Below are 16,852 nucleotides of genomic sequence, written 5' to 3'. Positions count from 1 at the left end.
GCGTGATCAGCCCTTGATTCCGGTTGCCGCCACGCCTTCGGTGACGTAGCGCTGGCCCACGAGGTAGGCCATGAAGATGGGGACGAACGCGACCACGGAGCCCGCCAGGACCACGTTCAGCGGCACGTTCTGTTGTTGCAGGGAGGCGATGCCGACGGTCAGCGTGCGCATGTCGGTGCTCTGGCCGACGATCAACGGCCACAGGAAGTCGTTCCAGTGCCACAGGAAGACGAACGTGCCCAGGGTGGCCATGATCGGTTTGATCAGCGGCAGCACGATCCGGACGAAGATCTGGAACTCCGAGGCGCCGTCGATCTTGGCCGCCTCGAACAGCTCGTCCGGCAGGCCCTGGATGAACTGTCGCATCAGGAACACCGCCTGCGCGTTGGCCAGCGAGGGCAGGATCAGACCCCAGTAGGTGTCGACGCCGTTCATCTTCGCGATCAGGACGAACGTCGGGATCATCGTCACGTGGTACGGGACCATGACCATCGACAGGAACGACCAGAACATCGCCTCGCGGCCGGGGAAACGCTTCTTGGCGAACGCGTAGCCGGCCAGCGCGGAGAGCAGCAGCGTGCCCAGCACGCCGACGATCGAGTAGATGAGCGTGTTGATCAGCCACTGGGGGACGTCCTGCGAACCGAGGACGTCGCTGTAGGCGCTGGTGGTCAGGTTCCACGGCAGCAGGCTGTCCGGGAACTCGACCGCGCCGGACGGCTTCAGGGACAGCACGACCATCGCGTAGAACGGGAAGATCGTGGCCAGCGCGACCACGCCGAGCAGCACGCCGCGCAGCGCCTTGCCGCTCCGGGTGCCGCGCAGCGCGTACGGCACGGTGTCCTGCTCGCGGCCCGCGCCGGAGCGGTCCCGGCGCAACCGCAGGCGCGAGCGCGCGGGTTCGCGCGCGGCCGACACGACCGGCGGCGGGGTGATCTCGGCGACCTCGTGGGTATCGAGGGACATGGTCACTTCTCCTTCCCGATCACCAGGCGCTGGATGATCGCCACGATGAGCGTCAGCACGAACAGGGCCAGGCCGATCGCGCTCGCGTAGCCGAGATCGAAGTACTTGAAGCCGGCGTCGTAGAGCTGGAACACCAGCGTGTAGCTGGCGTTCGCCGGGCCGCCGCCGGTCATCACGTACACCGCGTCGAAGACCTGGAAACTGGCGGTGGTCTCGATCACGGCGAGGAAGAACAGCGCGGGCTTCAGGCTCGGCGCGATGATGTGGCGAAAGCGCTGCCAGGGGCCGGCGCCGTCGGTGAGCGCGGCCTCCTCCAACTCGCGCGGCACGTTCTGCAGACTGGCCAGCAGGATCAGCATGCCGTAGCCGAAGCGCGACCAGATGCCCACGATCGCCAGTGCGGGCACCACGAACACGTCGTCGGCCAGCCAGGATCCGGTGTGTCCGCCGACCCGACCCATCACCGTGGACCACGGGCCGTCGGTGGAGAAGATCCAGATGAACACGGTGGAGGCGAGCACCAGGCTGGTGACCACCGGCAGAAAGAAGATCGAGCGGAACAGCTTCGAACCGCGGAACGCGCGCCGGGTCAGCAGCGCGAGTCCGAGCGCGGCGATGATCGTGCCGGGCACGGTGATCACCGTGTAGAGCACGGTCACCTTGAGCGAGGACCAGAAGACCGGGTCGTCCCACAGGCGGGTGAAGTTGTCCAGGCCGGTGAACTTCGGCGAGTCCATCAGCGAGTAGTCGGTGAAGCCGAGCAGCACGCCGGCGATGCTGGGGCCGAATCGGAACAGCACGAACAGCACGAAGGCGGGCAGGACGAACAGCAGCCCGATTCGGGCCTCGCGGCGGGCGTGCGGCCCGCGTCGGCGGAGCCTGCGGGGTTGTTCCGCGACTGCGGCCACGGGGACCTCCTTGGGCTGAAGAGCGGATGGTGGGACGGCAAGGCTTGGCACGGGAAGGCGCGGGAGGGGTGGGCGGCCCGGACGGGGTCGGGCCGCCCGGTCGGGTCAGCGCGCGAGCAGCGCGTTCGCCGCCTTGGCCGCGTCGTCGAGCGCGTTCTTGGGGCTCTTGTTGCCGATCAGCGCGGCCTGGATCTCGGGCGCGAGCACACCCATCACGTCACGCGACTTCTCCTTGAGCGGGCCGGCGCTCATCACGTCGAGCGTCTTGGCCACGGCTGCCTGGAGCGCGTCCCCGGGGTAGGGGTCGGCGGCCGAGGTGCGGGCCGGGAAGTAACCGTTGGACTTGACCAGCGCGAGGCTGTTCTCCGGCTTGGCGACGAAGGAGATCCACTTGCCCGCGGCGTCCTTGTTGGCGCCCTTGAGCATCGCGAACGAGCCGACCGTGCCGTAGCCCGCGGACTTGACGTCCTTGAGCGGCGGCATCACCACGGTGTTCTCCTTGCCCCAGAACTTCTCCACGTCGGCCGGGGTGTTCTGCCACGTGCAGGCGACCTTGCCCTTGGCCACCGGGGTCTGCTCCAGCTTGGGCGTGGTGGTGACCTGGTCCTTGTCGGTGTAGCCCTTGTCCACCAGGGTCTTGAGGTAGGTCAGCGCCTTGACGCCGGCCTCGGAGTTGAACGCGACCGACTTGCCGTCGGCGGCGAACACGTCGCCGCCCGCCTGCCACAACATCGGGTACCAGGTCAGGTTCAGCGTCTGCTGGGTGTCGCCGCTGTAGCTGGTCGCCTGGAAGCCCTTCTCCTTGAGCCTGGGCGCCAGGTTGAGCAGGTCGTCCCAGGTGCTCGGGTAGGTGCTCTCGCCGATCGCGGCGAACACCCGCTTGTCGCAGATCAGCGGGTTGGCGCTGGTCAGCAGCGGGGTCGCCAGCGGCTTGCCGTCCACGCTCACCGAATCCAGCGCGGCCTTGCGGTAGTCCGCCTTGTCGGCGGCCGGCATGTACTCGTCCGCGGGCACCAGGCTGCGCTGGTACTTGGGCAGTTGGTCGGGTACCAGGTAGACCACGTCCGGGCCCTTGTTCGCCGCGATCGCGGTGGCCAGCGCGGTGTCGCGGTTGGCCCACGGGTAGGTCTCGACCTTGACCTTGTAGCCCGGGTTGGCCTTGGCGAAGGCGTCGGTGAGGCCGGCCCAGTACTCCTTGTTCTTCGCCTCGTCGGCGATCACCGGGTACATCCACGTGGTGATCGTCTTGCCGCCCGAGCCGGGCCCGGAGGAGCCGCCGCACGCGGCCAGGCTCACGGTCAGGGCGGTGGCGAGCACCGGGAGGGCGATCGCGCGGACGGTACGCGGACGGATGCTTCTTCTCATGAGGGTTGGGTCTCCTGACAGCGGGGTTTGACGGGGTGTCAGTTCAAGGGGCCGAGGCGGTGGACCGGCCGCTCGCCCACCGCCGGCAAGCGGCGATCGCGGGACGGCGCGAGCGGCCGGGCCGACTCGGGGGATGCTCAACTCGCGGGTACGACCTCGGTGTTGCCGCCGTGGCGGGAGCGTTCGACGGCGAACGCGGCGAGGTGACTGCCGAGCGAGTCGGCACCGTTGGAACGGATGTGGGCCCGGTCGCCGGTGGCCAGTGCGGTGACGAACGCGTCGATCAGCGCGGTGTCGCCGCCGCCGTGCCCGTCCGCCGCGTTCGACCCGGAGGCACCCGCGTCGTGGGTGACCACCTTGTCGTCGGCGAAGGTGTGCACGGTGACCTTCTCGCCGTCGCCGCGCAGCCAGCCGTGACTGCCGAAGATCCGCACCTGACGGTGCGTCTGCTCGGTGAACGCGGTCATCGTGAAGGTCGCGGTGATCCCGCCGGACAACTGCATCGCCACCACCTGGTGGTCCACCACGTCGTTGTCGCAGTGGTAGACACAGCGCCCGTACGGGCCTTCGCGCAGCGCCCGGACCAACTCGGCCCGATCCTGCGGCCCGTGCGCGGCGTCGGTGACGTGGTTGATCGGCCACGCGTCGCCGGTCTTGCGCAGGGCCGGGAAGTAGAGCTTGGGACCCGAGTACGGGCAGTCGGGTTCGACCGCGCAGTCCAGGCAGTTGCGGGCCGAACCCGCCGGCGCGTTCTCCGGCTTGAAGTGCGCGAGACCGCCGAAGCTGGCCACGGTCTCGATCCGGGCGCCGGTGACGTAGCCGATCCAGTCCAGGTCGTGCGAGGACTTGGCCAGGATCATCGGCGAGGAGTCCGCCTCGCGGCTCCACGGACCGCGCACGTACGAGTGTGCGTAGTGCCACCAGCCGACCGGCTCCAGCAGGTCCAGGCTGACGATCGAGCCGAGCACGCCGGAGTCCAGGACACCTTTCACCAGGTCGGTGTAGGGGGTGTAGCGCAGTACGTGGCACACCGCGAACGGGACGCCGGTCTCGGCGACCCCCTCGATGATCCGCCGGCAGTCCGCTTCGGTGGCGGCCATCGGCTTCTCGGTGAGGATCGCGTAGCCGGCCCCGGCCAGCGCCAGGATCGGTTCCACGTGCTCGCGGTCCTGGGTGGCCACGATCACCGCGTCCGCGATCCGCTCGTCGAGCAGCGCGTGCCAGTCCTCGAACTGCACGCTCGCGCCGGACGCGGTCCGGGCGGAGGCGCGCGGGTCGGCCACCGCGACCAGTTCGGCGCGGTCGGGGTGCCGGTGGATCCAATCGGCGTAGGTCAGGCCGCGGTTGCCCGCACCGACGAGCGCGATCCGTACGGGTCGCTCGGTGCCGGCCGGTCGGCCGGGGTTCGTGGTCAAACTGGGGGCGGTCATGGTGCTTCCCGTGGTGCGAGGGTGTTGCGGATACGACGGTGGCCGCGCGTCCGAGCGGGCTGCGGGCCGAGGGTGACGGTGCGTCAGAGCAGCTGGTTGCCGGCGGTGTGCGCGACCCGCGGGCCCTCGTCGGGCAGCGCGGTGCGGGTGACGCCGTCCTCGACGCAGCCGCTGTGCAACAGCGCGCTGGTGCCGCCGAAGGCCGCGCCGGTCAGTTCGAGCCGACCGCCGGTGAATGTGCCGCCCGCCGCGCGGTAGCGGTTGGGCCCGTCGGTGATCAGCACGTGTGCCGTGGCCGGGTCGGCCGCGGTGGACACGCAGCCGTCCAGCTGCCAGGAGACCGTGCGGGCGCCGCCGGTGCGCGAAAGCAGCGCGCGGGCCGCGTTGGTGCCGCCGAGTCGGGTCCGCGACAGCGCCACACTCTGGTCGCCGGAGCCCGCGAACCGCAGCCCGGTGTCCCGCAGTTCGCCGCCGGAGACGGTCAGCGCGGGGCCGGTCACCGTGGTCGGTGCGGCGGTCGGCGCGCCCACGAGCGTGCAGTCGGTGAGCACGAGCCGACCGGCGTTCTTCAGGCTCGCGTTGTCCAGGCCCTTGAGGGTGACCCGGTGCAGGTGCAGTTCGCCGCTCACATTGGCCTGGGTGATCTCGGCGTCCTTGCCCAGCGTGAACGTCGAGTCGGCGATCACGTTGGCGCGCTGCGAACGGTTGGACGCCTGCGACACCACCAGTGGTCCGGACGCGGTGCAGCCGCGGATCTGCACGCCGTCGGCGTTGACCCACAACATCCCGGACCCGGCGAGCGCCGGCCTGCCGATCACCTGCACGTCCTCCAGGGTCAGATCGGTGATCTTGACCCGGGCCACGAACCACGAGCACACGTGCTTGCGCACCGTGATGCGCTTGGCCACCGAACCCCACGCCGCACCGGAGTTGGCGAAGGTCATCAGACCCGAGTTGCCGGTGTAGACGAGGTCGTGCTCGAACTGACCGTGCGTCACGAACGGGCCCTGGTCGTCGCCGTCGCCGTGACAGTTGGTCACGTAGCAGTAGGCGGAGGCGGTCAGGTCGTTGAGGTGTCGGCTGTTCGCGACGTGGCAGTCCTCGACGTGCCCGTACAGGCAGTAGATCTGCTGGGTCAGGTAGCCGGCGCCGCCCCACGTGACGCTGGCCGGGTTCTTCAGCGTGCACGCGCGGGTGCGGTAGTGGGTGCACCAGCGGCGCATCACCACCGGCCAGAATGTGCCGATCGCGTCCACGTGTTCGACGTCGCAGTGGATCGTGTACTCGTAGGCGATCGGGTGCGAACCGGTGTACTGGTCGCCGTCCTGGATGCCCTGGAAGACCATGTTGCGTACGTGCGCGCGGTCCACCGGCTCGATCCGGGTCCAGGTGAAGGTACGGCCGGCGGAGAGATCCCAGCCGATCTTGTAGCCGACCCGGATGTGCGTCGCGTCGACGAGCTGGGTGACCTCGACCAGGCGCTGCACCTCCTGCTCGTACTTGCCCTTGCCCGGCTCCGGGTCGATGGTGACCGCCCACCAGTCACCGACCTTGAAGGCGGCGCTGTCCGGCACCTCGAAGACGTCCGCCAGGTCGGGCATCGGCTGGGAGAGCCTTGCCTTGACCACCGTGTCGGTGACCTTGCCCTTGAAGTACAGGACGGCGCCGAATGGGTTGTCGTGGGTGTTCTTCTCGATGCCGGTGGTGCGGACGGTGTGTCCGCCGAAGTCGAGGACGATGCGGGAGCGGGCGAAGGTGTGCCGTTTGACGAAGAGCAGGTCGGTGTGGGCTTCGATGCGGTGGATGTAGGGGTCGTCGACCATCGCGTCCAGTGCGGCGTCGGCGGGGACCTTGTCGTCCAGGATGCCGAACCGGCGGAAGTCCATCACGCCGTCGTGCACCTGGATCCACCGGCCCTCGCGCTTGGGCGAGCCGAGCGCGAGCACGGTGCCGCCGTTGACCGGCAGGGTCGAACGCGGGTCCCAGCGCACCACCATGCCGCCACCGTCACCCGCCGCGTGATAGCCGGCGACCACGACGACGGTGTTCGGGGCCAACTTGCGGGTGTCCAGGTCCAACAGCGCGGCGATCGTCGGCACACCGCCGGAGAACTCGCGGCGCCCGCCGTCGCGATCGTCGTCGGGCGACGCGGCGGCCGTGCCCGTCGTGGCGGCGGCCAGCAGCAGACCGCCCAGGCCGCCCGCGGCGAGCAGCCGGCGACGGGAGGACGCGGGAGCGAGAGCCTGGGTCGGAACGGTGGTGGAGGTTTCGGGGGACGTGCTCATCGGGACCTCGGCCTTCGGCGGCAGGGGGGTGAGGATGCTTCCCGTGACACGTGCCGATGCGGCGTTCCCAACCGGTGGGAAACGCGCGGCGGATGGCTTGGGGTGGGGTGCTCGGCGCGGTGACGGACCGTCAACCCCAGGGCCGGAAACCGGGCACGATCCGTGGCAGCGAACGTGCGGGCCCTGATGAGTCAAGGAACGTAGACCCGCACGACGATCCTGGTCAAGGCCTCGTGGCGGACTTTCATCATCCGTGATCGGAGGAACACGATGGGGTCGCGGCGGATCGTCCCGTCTCGACCCCATCGGTCCGATTACGCACCGGCGGCTTTCAGCCGGCGTCGACCTCGCCCTCGCCACTCTCCGTGCTGCCCAGCTCGCGGCTGACCCGCAGCGCGCCGGCCCGGACCTGGCGGCCCAGCTCCTGGAACCGCCAGCCGGGCAGGTCCAGCTTGAGGCCGGTGATGCTGATCGCACCCACGCACAGGTCCCGGTGGTCGCGGACCGGGCTGCCGATGCAGAAGATCCCGTCCGCGTCCTCCTCGTCGTCCAGCGCGTAGCCGGTCTGCCGGATGTCGCGCAGGTGCGCGAGCAGGGTCGCGGTGTCGGTGATCGTGTGCGACGTGCGCCGGGGCAGGCCGGAGCGCTCGATCACGGCGCGCGCCTCGGCCTCCGGCAGCGCGGACAGGATGGCCTTGCCCAGTCCGGTGCAGTGCGGCAGCTCGCGCACGCCCATCCGCAGGTCCAGCCGCACCCGCTGCTCTACGCCGACCTGGTCCACGACCACCGCGAGCCCGCCCTCGGGCACCGCGAAGCGCGCGGCCATGCCGGTCTCCCTGGTCAATTCGGCCAGCACCGGCCGGGCCACGTCGCGCAGGGACACCTGCGACTGGGCCCGATCCCCGAGCCGGGCCAGGCCCATCCCGAGCCGGTAGCGCCGATTCATCCCTTCCCCGTCGTCCGAGACGAAGCCGTAGCCGCGCAGGGTCTGGAGCAATCCGAAGGTGGCGCTCTTGGAGATCCCGCAGGCCTGACCGACCTCGGTGACGCTCATGCCGTCCCCCGGACCACGTGTGGAGAGCACCTCGAGGATGTCCGCGGCCCGGGCGACGGACTTCACCCAGTACTTCGACTCCTCGACATTCTCGTTAACGCTGTTCGACATAGCAGAACACATTACCGGTCCGGACCTCTTGACTGGTTTGTACATCCAAATGTAAAGTCTGGAACTGTTCGGTCCTGCCGAACAGTGTTCAGAAAACACGGTGTAGAGCAAATGCGACACCTGCGACGCGTGCCGAAGGCGGATGGCGCCGACGATCCACGGCCTGGCAGGGCCACGGATCCGAACGGTCACGAACGACGCAAGGAGCCCACCGATGAGTGTCGGCACAGCCGCCACCGACTCCCTTCCCGCCCGAGCCCTTCGGGTCATCCCGGGCGGGGTGAACAGCGGTCAGCGCCGGATCCCGGGTCTGACCGAGCTGGTCGTCACCGATACCAGCGGCGCGACCTTCACCGACGCCGAGGGTCGCGTCTTCACCGACTACCACTCCGCGTTCGGCCCGCCGCTGCTCGGCCACAACGACCCGGACGTGCAGCGCGCGGTGAGCGAGGCGGCGAGCCGCCTGGACCTGACCGGCGTGGCCGTCACCGAGGGCGAGGTCACCCTCGCCGAGACCCTGGTCGAATTGGTCCCCTCGGTGGAGAAGGTGCTGCTCACCAGCACCGGCAGCGAGGCCACCTTCCACGCGCTGCGGGTCGCCCGCGCGGTCACCGGCCGCCGACTGATCGTCAAGTTCCAGGGCTGCTACCACGGTTGGCACGACTCGGTCAGCCTGAACGTGATCTCCTCGCCCGAGGCGGTCGGCGCACACGACCCGATCTCCACCGGCATCCTGCCCGAGGTGCTCGAAGCCACCCTGGTCCTGCCGTTCAACGATCCGGCCGCGGTGCGCGCCGCGTTCGCCGAGCACGGCAAGGACATCGCCGCGGTGATCCTGGAGCCGATCCCGCACAACGTCGGCTGCCTGCTGCCCGACCCCGAGTTCCTCGGCACGCTGCGCGAACAGTGCACCGCGCACGGCTCGGTGCTGGTCTTCGACGAGGTGATCACCGGCTTCCGGCACGACCTCGGCGGCTACCAGAAGATCGCCGGCATCACGCCCGACCTCACCACGTTCGGCAAGGCCATCGCCAACGGCGCCCCGGTCGGCGCGCTCGGCGGCCGGGCCGACCTGATGGACCAGTTCAGCACCCTCCCCGGCGCCCCCGCGTTCTTCGCCGGCACCTACAACGGCCACCCGTGGGTGGTCGCCGCCGCCCTGGAGACGCTGCGCAAGCTGCGCGAGGAGCCGGTGCACGAGCACGTGTTCCGGCTCGGCGACCGGGTCCGCACCGGCCTGACCGAGATGTACACCCGGCTGGGCATCCCGGCCGTGGTCACCGGCTACGGCTCGGTGTTCGTCACCTACTTCATGTCCGGCGGCGTCCCGCGCAGCTACGACGATCTACTCGCCAACGACGCCGGCCTGTTCATCGGCTACCGCCGCCGGCTCCTGGAGCACGGCGTGTTCGAGCTGCCGCTCAACCTCAAGCGCAGCCACATCTCGTACGCACACACCGACGCGGACGTCGACCACCTGATCGCCGCGACCGAACTGGCCGTGCGGGACGCGATCAAGGACGGCGGAATCGACGAGTTGGCCGGCACGTCCACGATGGGCGGCGCGATCGAAGGGACTGCACGCTGATGTTGATCGTCGACCGAACCCGACCCACCGGCCCGGCGGGCCGGATCACCCACGTCGAGACGCTGCTCCTGGGCACCGCGTGGCGCGACTTCGGCTACGTGCGGGTACACACCGACCAGGGCCTGTCCGGCGTCGGCGAGATCACCCACCCATACCGGGTCGCCGAAACCGCCGCGCTGGCCGAGGCGTTGGCGAACCGGCATCTGATCGGCGCCGACCCGTTCGACACCGAGGAGCTGTGGCTGCGGCTCTACCAGGGCGACTTCCTGCGCGGCGGCGACATCGGCGGAATCGCGCTGTCCGGCTTCGACCAGGCCATGCACGACCTGATGGGCAAGGCGCTCGGCGTCCCGGTGTACCGCCTCACCGGCGGCGCCTGCCGGAACAGGGTCCGGGTGTATGCGAACGGCTGGTACAACGGCGAGCGCGAGCCCGACGTGTTCGCGGCCAAGGCCAAGGAGACCGTGGCCAAGGGCTACTCGGCGCTCAAGTTCGACCCGTTCGGGGCGGGCCTGCACGAGCTCTCCCGGGCCGAACTGCGGCAGTCCGTCGAGCTGGTCGGCGCGGTCCGCGAGGCGATCGGGCCGGACGTGGACCTGTTCGTCGAGGGTCACGCCAGGTTCGCGATGACCACCGCGTCCGCGCTGCTGCGGGCCCTGGAGCCGTTCGACATCGGCTGGTTCGAGGAGCCGATGCCATGGACGCACATCGAGCGCTACGCGGAACTGCGCGCCCGCGCCCCGTTCCCGATCTCCGGCGGCGAGCACTTCCACAACCGCTACGAGTACAAGCAGCTGTTCGCCACGAACGCGGTGGACATCATCCAGCCGGACCTGTCCATGGCGGGCGGCCTCACCGAGGTGCGCAAGCTGGCCGCGATCGCCGACACGCACGGCATCATGGTCGCCCCGCACAACTCCAACTCGCCGCTGTGCACCACGGTCTCCGTGCACGCCTCGCTCGGGATCACCAACTTCAAGATCCTGGAGACATTCGACGGGCTGCTGGAGCCGTTCGTCTTCGACGCGGTACGCGGCACGTTGCCGGTGACCGCCGACGGACACGTGGAGATCCCCACCGCGCCGGGCTTCGGCGTCGAGTTGGACGACGACGTGTTCGCCGAGCACCCGCCCACCCACCGGTTCTGGAACATGTTCTCGGACGGCTGGGAGAAGAGGAACCGCACGTGAGTTCCCACCGATCGGGCATCGTCGACGTGCACTCGCATCTGTTCCGCCAGTGCTGCGACTTCGACGACGCGTTCAAGGCCGAGTCGGCCCGCGCGCACGACGGCGAGATCGACCTGACCGTGCGCTGGGCCGACTACGCGGCCTCCAGCCCGGCGGACACCCGGACCGTCGTGGTCGGCGGCAAGGCCCGGCGCAGCGGCCTGTGGGTGGAGGACAAGGCGGTCGCCGAGTACGTGGCCGGCCAACCGGATCGACTGATCGGCTATCTGTCCATCGACCCGACCCAGGTCGGCTGGCAGGACGAACTGCGGTTCGGACACCAGGAGTTGGGCCTGCGCGGGATCAAGCTGATGCCGATGTACGCGGGCTTCGACCCGGGTGATCCGCAGTACGACCCGCTGTTCGCCTACGCCGAGGCCAACGGCCTGCCGATCCTGGTGCACACCGGGACCACGTTCGTCTCGGCCGCGCCGATCGCCTACGCCCAGCCCAGGCTGCTGGACCCGGTCGCGATCCGCCATCCGGAACTGCGGATGGTGCTCGCGCATCTGGGCCACCCGTTCGAGGGCGAGTGCATCGCGGTGATCCGCAAGCACCCGCACCTGTACGCAGACGTCAGCGCGCTGCACTACCGCCCGTTCCAGCTGTGGCACAGCCTGCGGCTGGCCCAGGACTACGGCGTACTGCACAAGTTGCTGTTCGGCAGCGACTACCCGTTCACCACCGTGGACGCGTCGGTGGCGGGCCTGCGTGCGGTGGCCGCGGTGCCGGGCATTCCGGGGCTGCCGCCGCTGGATCGGGACGCGGTCGAGGAGCTGATCTTCCGGGACGCACTGCCGCTGCTGGGGTTGTCGTGACCGGCCCCTCGGCGCCCGGCACCACGGCGCCCGGGAACGGCGGCACGACGCCGGTCGGCGGGCCCGGGGCGGTCTTCGCGCTGACCGATCGCACTGCCCTGGTCACCGGCGCCGCCGGCGGCCTGGGTCGGGCGTTCGCGGTCGCGCTCGCGGCGGCGGGCGCCGACGTCGTGCTCACCGATCGGCCGGGCGTGGACCTCACCGAGACGAGCGCCCTGGTCGCGGCCACCGGCCGAACCGTCCGGATCCGGCCGTTCGATCTGGCCGACACCGAGGGGTTGGCCGGCTACGTGGACGGGTTGCGGGCCGAGATCGGGCCGCTGCACATCCTGGTCAACAACGCGGGCACGGCCGCCCTGGAGCGGTTCAACGAGGTCACGGTGGCGAGTTGGCGCCGGGTGCTCGCGGTCAACCTGGACGCGGTCTTCTTCCTGTCCCAACGGGTCGCCGAGCACATGATCGCGGACCGCGTACCGGGCCGGATCATCGCGGTGACCTCGAAGAACGCACACGTGGCCGAGGCCGGTCTGGCCCACTACAACGCCTCCAAGGCGGGCGTAGACCTGCTGGTGCAGAGCCTGGCGGTCGAACTGGCGCCGCACGGGATCACCGTCAACGCGGTGGCCCCGGGCATGGTCGAGACCCCCATCGACGGCGAATTCCCGCTCGATCGCGAGCCGTTCGAGGCCGCCTACCGCGAGCGCATCCCGCTCGGACGGTACGCGACCCCCGACGAGTGCGCGGGCGCCGTGGTCTTCCTGGCCTCGCCCGCAGCGTCCTATGTGACCGGCACCCGGATCGTCGTGGACGGCGGTGTGCTCGCCGACCAGATGCCCCGGATGCGCTACATGCCGCCGTACCGCAACTCGCTCTGATTCACCGGCGCGTGCGGGCCGCTCCGCTTCGCGGGCGACCCGCACGCGCCGCATACCCCCCTTCGTGCACGGATCGAGAAAGTGAGCGGGACCCCCATGTCCTCACTCGGTTCTTCCCCTTCGTCGTCCCGCCGCCGGTTGTTGGCCGCGGGTGGATTGGGCGGGCTGCTGCTCGCCGGCACGGCGGCCGCGGGTACCGCCTCGGCCTCGCCCGACGACGATCGCGACGGCGGGCGCCGCGAGTTCTCCGGCGGTGTGCCGACGATCGCCGCGCTGCTGGACCTGGACACCCGCAAGCTGCCGGCAGGCACGATGATCCTCGTGGCCGGCTATCACGCGGCGGGTGACGGTGGCGGCATGGTGGTGCGCTGGGACCCGCGTTCGACCCTGCCGGTCAACGGCGGCACCGTGCTCGCGCTCGGCTCGCCCAAGCGCGAGGGCCGGTGGATCCAGGTGCACGACGGCGTGATGGACTTCCGCCGGTTCGGCATCCTGGACGACAAGGTCCCCGCCGACGCCGCACTGGACGCGATGGTCGACGACCCCTACATCCACCGCATCGAAGCCCACACCGACCTGCTCTTCGTCAAACGGCACACCTTCGCCCGCTCCCGCATCGTCCTCGACTTCGGCGGACACACCGTCCGCACCACCGGCATCGAGAAGAACACCCACGACAACCCATTCGGCGCCGTCCTGTACTTCAAGGGCAAGGTCACCAAGTCCGTGGTGAAGTACCCGCTGGCCGAAACGGTCATCGAACTCACCGACACCTTCCCGGTACCCGACTCGGGCGCGTTCGAAGTCGGCGAGTGGTGGACGGTCGAGATCGATCCCATCGCCGGCGGCGGCACCTACGAGCGCGAGTTGCAGAAGCTGGTCGAGATCACGCAGATCGTCGACGGCAAGCACATCCGGGTGGACTACCTCAACGGCTGGGAACTGGCCGCCGGACGCCGCATCACCTGGACCCGGATCGAACCGGTCCGGCGCGCCGACGTCCGCAACATGGTGTTCCTCGGCGCCGGCCCCGCCGACGACGAGTACACCGGCTCGCACCCGATCGCCTACGAATACGCGGTGCGCTGCGACGTGAGCGGGATCGAGGCCACCGGGTCGTTCTGGCCGGTGATCATGCGCCGTTGGTGCACCCACTTCCACACCGCGCGCTCTTCGCTGAAGAACCCGCCGACGGTGATGTACGGCGGCGCGGGCTACCTGACCCAGCAGATCTACTGCCTGTACGGCCGGGTCGAGGACTGCGTGTCGAGCAACGCCCGGCACCTGAACGACCTGACCGCGTCCGCCTACTGTCACGTGGTCAACTGCCACGGCGACGGCGACGATCAGGGCGGCAATCCGTTCACCACACACGGCCAGTACGAACACGATCTGCTCTTCGAGGGCAACTCGGGCCTGATGGACATCGCCAACTCCGGTGTTCTGTGGGGTACTTCGGCCAAGCGCATCACCGTGCGCGACCACGTCTGCTCGTGGTTCGTCGCGGGTACGAAGATCACCGACCTGACCCTGGAGAACGTCCGGGTGATCCCCCGCCCGACGTTCGACCCGGGTGGCACGCTCCAGGTGAACGCGGACGGCGTACAGCTGCGCGGGTGTGTGGCCCGCACGTTCGCGATCGGGCAACGCTCGGCCCGCTCCACCCGGCCGAACACCATCGAGGGCTGCACGTTCGACCTGCCCGCCAAGCAGGTGCTGGTGCAGACACCGGTGACCAACACCGTGCACTTTCGGGATTGCACGTTCACCGGTGTGGACGGTGCGATCCTGCGCGGATCGGGCGAGGTCGACTTCGACGGCTGCACGATCGTGGGAGGCTCACCCACAGCCGCACCGCTGGAGGTCGGCTCGGCCGTGCTGCGGCTGACCGCGAGCACACTGACCAACACCGGCGTGCTGCTGTCCGCGGTCCGCGACCAGAGCGTGCACATCGGCGCGGGCACCCGGATGGCCGGTGGCAACGGCGCCGGCGCGCTGCTGTCCCGGGCCGCCGGAACGGGCGTCTCCCGCTGGCAGTTGCACGACGCGGCGTCGAGCACCGACGGAGCACACGCCCGGCTGGATGCCGGAGTCAACCACTGGGTGGCCACCGGAACCCGGTTCACCGGCGGCCGATTGGAGCTGCGCCCGGAGGCGTTCGCCGGCGCGTCGTCGCTGCTGCACACCACGTGCGTCGAGGACGGTGTCACCCGCACCGCGCTGCCGGCCGCCGGCGCACGGGTCGTCGCCGGCGGGAACCTGGCGATCTGAGATGGAACTGCGCACCACCACCCCGGCCGACGATCCGGCGCTGCACGCCCTGTGGGCGGTGGCCTTCCCGGACGCACCCGGCCTGCCGGCACTGCACGCTCACGACCCGGACCGGCATCGACGCACCCTGGTCGCGGCCGACGAGGACACGATCCTCGCCGTCCTGCACTGGCAGCCCCGGCCGATCCGCGACGCGGCGGGCGGGGTGGCGGTGGTCGGTTGTGTGGGCAGCGTGGCCAGTGCGCCCCGGGCGCGCGGCCGAGGTCTGATCCGCCGGTTGCTCGCGATGGCGATCGACGACATGACCCGGTACGGCTGCGCGTGGTCGCTGATGTTCAGCGGCACGCCGGGCGTGTACACCGGGTCCGGGTGGGAGACCTTCCCCTCGCCGTACCTGCGCGGCGTGGCCGGTCCCGAAGCCGCGTGGGGCGACCTCCGGGTGCGGCCGGCGCAGCCCGCCGACCTGCCCCGAATGGTCCGGACCCACGCCGCCTCGAACGCGAACCGGCCGCTGACCACGGTGCGTTCGCCGGCCGACTGGGCGCACCGCTTCCCGCACTGGTACGCCGCGCCCGCCCGGGTGTCGGTCACCGAGGACGGCGACTACGTGGTGGTGCGCCCGGACACCGGCGAGGTGGTCGAGGTGGCCTGCGGCCCGGGCCGTCCGTACGCACTGCCCGCGCTGTTGCGCCGGGCGCTGTGCGAACTCGGCGGCCCGGGCACGGTGGTGACGCTGCGGGTGCCGATCGATGCGGCGCTCACCCGGGCGATCGGCCCGTTGCTGACCGAGGTGAGCACCGGCCACACCACGTTCGGCCTGGCCCGGCCGATCCAGAGCGACCGGGCGCGAGTGCGCGCCACGGTCACCGCCCCCGGTGCGATCCACTGGCTGGGGGATGCGTTCTGATGCCCCGTCAGGACGCCCGCAGGCCGCCCGGCTCGGCGAGGAATCACCCCGTGCCGCCGAGCCGGGCACCGATCCTGATCGGCGGCGACACCACCGTGGTGTGCAAGGCCGATCCGGACACCGGCACGCTGGTGGCGACCGGCCCGCCGCTCCCGGTGCGCACCGCGTACGCCGCCGCCCATCCGCGCCTGGACCTGGTCTACGGCGTGGACGAGGCACTCGACGGCACGATCACCGTGATCGAGCCGGGCCGACACCCGCGGCTTGGGCACCAGGCTTCCTCGCGCGGCTCGATCCCGTGCCATCTGGCGGTCTCCCCCGACGGCGGGCATCTGGTCGTCGCCAACTACGGCAGCGGCGACCTGATCGTGCACCGTCTCGACGAGCACGGCTCGCTCGCGGGCGTGAGCGAGCAGGTCACCCTGCCCGGGCCGGGCTCGAAGGCGCATCCGGAGCGGCAATCCGCGGCGCACCCGCACCAGGTCGTGTTCGAGGACCACGACACGATCACCGTCGTCGACCTCGGCGGCGACGTCCTGCTCACCTACCACCTGAGTGCGGGCCGACTACGGCTGCGCTCGACCCACCGCGTCCCGACCGGCACCGGACCTCGGCATCTGAGCGGCCGTTGGCTGCTCGGCGAACTCGACCCGGCGATCCTGGCGTTGCCCGATCTGACCCGCCATCCGCTCACCACGCCGGGCCTGCCCTCGGCCATCGTCACCTCCCCCGACGGCGCGCACGTGTACGCGGCCAACCGCGGCCCCGGCACGATCAGCACGCTGGCCACGGCCGCCCCGCACGCGATGTCCCACCTCCCGGCGGGCGGTGCCGACCCGCAGGACCTGGCCTTCGTCGGCGACGTTCTGTACGCGGCCCTGCCCGACGCGAACGCGGTGGGCGCGTTCCGCTGGACGCCCGGCACCGGGATCCTGCGCCCCCTCGGCGCGGCCCTGCACACCGCCGACCCACGCTGCCTGCTGCCGATCCGCAGGCTGCGCCCCGGGCCCGGGCCGGCGGACACGGTCTGAGCCTCCCGCACCCG

13 protein-coding genes are annotated in these 16,852 nt (G+C 70.4%); 7 read left to right on the top strand and 6 right to left on the bottom strand.

Annotation, left to right across the window (positions count from 1 at the left end; genetic code table 11):
* Positions 1–6: 6 nt before the first annotated feature.
* From ACZOOI_RS24575 to ACZOOI_RS24550, 6 genes are all read right to left on the bottom strand, one after another.
* The gene (locus ACZOOI_RS24575; RefSeq protein WP_465277851.1) at positions 7–966 is read right to left on the bottom strand and encodes a carbohydrate ABC transporter permease; all 960 of its coding nucleotides are present in this window, start codon (positions 964–966) and stop codon (positions 7–9) included.
* A gap of 2 nt (positions 967–968) precedes the next feature.
* Positions 969–1,874 carry a carbohydrate ABC transporter permease gene (locus ACZOOI_RS24570; RefSeq protein WP_465277850.1) on the bottom strand — a complete coding sequence of 302 codons (906 nt, stop codon included), beginning with the start codon at positions 1,872–1,874 and terminating at the stop codon, positions 969–971.
* Between the two features lie 105 nt (positions 1,875–1,979).
* Positions 1,980–3,239, bottom strand: a complete 1,260-nt coding sequence (locus tag ACZOOI_RS24565) for an ABC transporter substrate-binding protein (protein ID WP_465277849.1) — start codon at positions 3,237–3,239, stop codon at positions 1,980–1,982.
* A 137-nt stretch (positions 3,240–3,376) separates the two neighbouring features.
* Complete coding sequence (locus ACZOOI_RS24560) at positions 3,377–4,669, bottom strand: Gfo/Idh/MocA family protein (RefSeq protein WP_465277848.1); 1,293 nt, start codon at positions 4,667–4,669, stop codon at positions 3,377–3,379.
* An 83-nt stretch (positions 4,670–4,752) separates the two neighbouring features.
* The gene (locus ACZOOI_RS24555) at positions 4,753–6,555 is read right to left on the bottom strand and encodes a peptidase C14 (protein ID WP_465281279.1); all 1,803 of its coding nucleotides are present in this window, start codon (positions 6,553–6,555) and stop codon (positions 4,753–4,755) included.
* Positions 6,556–7,285: 730 nt separating this feature from the next.
* Complete coding sequence (locus tag ACZOOI_RS24550) at positions 7,286–8,119, bottom strand: IclR family transcriptional regulator (RefSeq protein WP_465277847.1); 834 nt, start codon at positions 8,117–8,119, stop codon at positions 7,286–7,288.
* 214 nt (positions 8,120–8,333) lie between these two features.
* Here ACZOOI_RS24550 and ACZOOI_RS24545 point away from each other — a divergent pair, with 214 nt between their 5' ends.
* The 7 genes from ACZOOI_RS24545 (at position 8,334) to ACZOOI_RS24515 (ending at position 16,838) form a co-directional block, all read left to right on the top strand.
* Positions 8,334–9,707, top strand: coding sequence for an aspartate aminotransferase family protein (locus tag ACZOOI_RS24545; protein WP_465277846.1), 1,374 nt, complete (start codon positions 8,334–8,336; stop codon positions 9,705–9,707).
* Positions 9,707–10,897 carry a mandelate racemase/muconate lactonizing enzyme family protein gene (locus tag ACZOOI_RS24540; protein WP_465277845.1) on the top strand — a complete coding sequence of 397 codons (1,191 nt, stop codon included), beginning with the start codon at positions 9,707–9,709 and terminating at the stop codon, positions 10,895–10,897. Before ACZOOI_RS24545 ends, ACZOOI_RS24540 begins: the two co-directional genes overlap by 1 nt.
* Positions 10,894–11,754, top strand: coding sequence for an amidohydrolase family protein (locus tag ACZOOI_RS24535; protein WP_465277844.1), 861 nt, complete (start codon positions 10,894–10,896; stop codon positions 11,752–11,754). Before ACZOOI_RS24540 ends, ACZOOI_RS24535 begins: the two co-directional genes overlap by 4 nt.
* On the top strand, positions 11,751–12,629 hold the full coding sequence (locus tag ACZOOI_RS24530; protein ID WP_465277843.1) for an SDR family NAD(P)-dependent oxidoreductase: 879 nt from the start codon (positions 11,751–11,753) through the stop codon (positions 12,627–12,629). The genes ACZOOI_RS24535 and ACZOOI_RS24530 overlap by 4 nt, the downstream gene beginning before the upstream one ends.
* An 81-nt stretch (positions 12,630–12,710) precedes the next feature.
* Positions 12,711–14,900, top strand: a complete 2,190-nt coding sequence (locus tag ACZOOI_RS24525; RefSeq protein WP_465277842.1) for a peptidase C14 — start codon at positions 12,711–12,713, stop codon at positions 14,898–14,900.
* Position 14,901: 1 nt separating this feature from the next.
* Positions 14,902–15,807, top strand: a complete 906-nt coding sequence (locus ACZOOI_RS24520) for a GNAT family N-acetyltransferase (protein ID WP_465277841.1) — start codon at positions 14,902–14,904, stop codon at positions 15,805–15,807.
* Positions 15,807–16,838, top strand: coding sequence for a lactonase family protein (locus tag ACZOOI_RS24515; RefSeq protein ID WP_465277840.1), 1,032 nt, complete (start codon positions 15,807–15,809; stop codon positions 16,836–16,838). Before ACZOOI_RS24520 ends, ACZOOI_RS24515 begins: the two co-directional genes overlap by 1 nt.
* The last annotated feature ends 14 nt before the right edge of the window (positions 16,839–16,852 follow it).

It is taken from the genome of Embleya sp. L77 (genome assembly GCF_055557415.1).
This window is presented reverse-complemented; position numbering and strand designations above follow the sequence as displayed.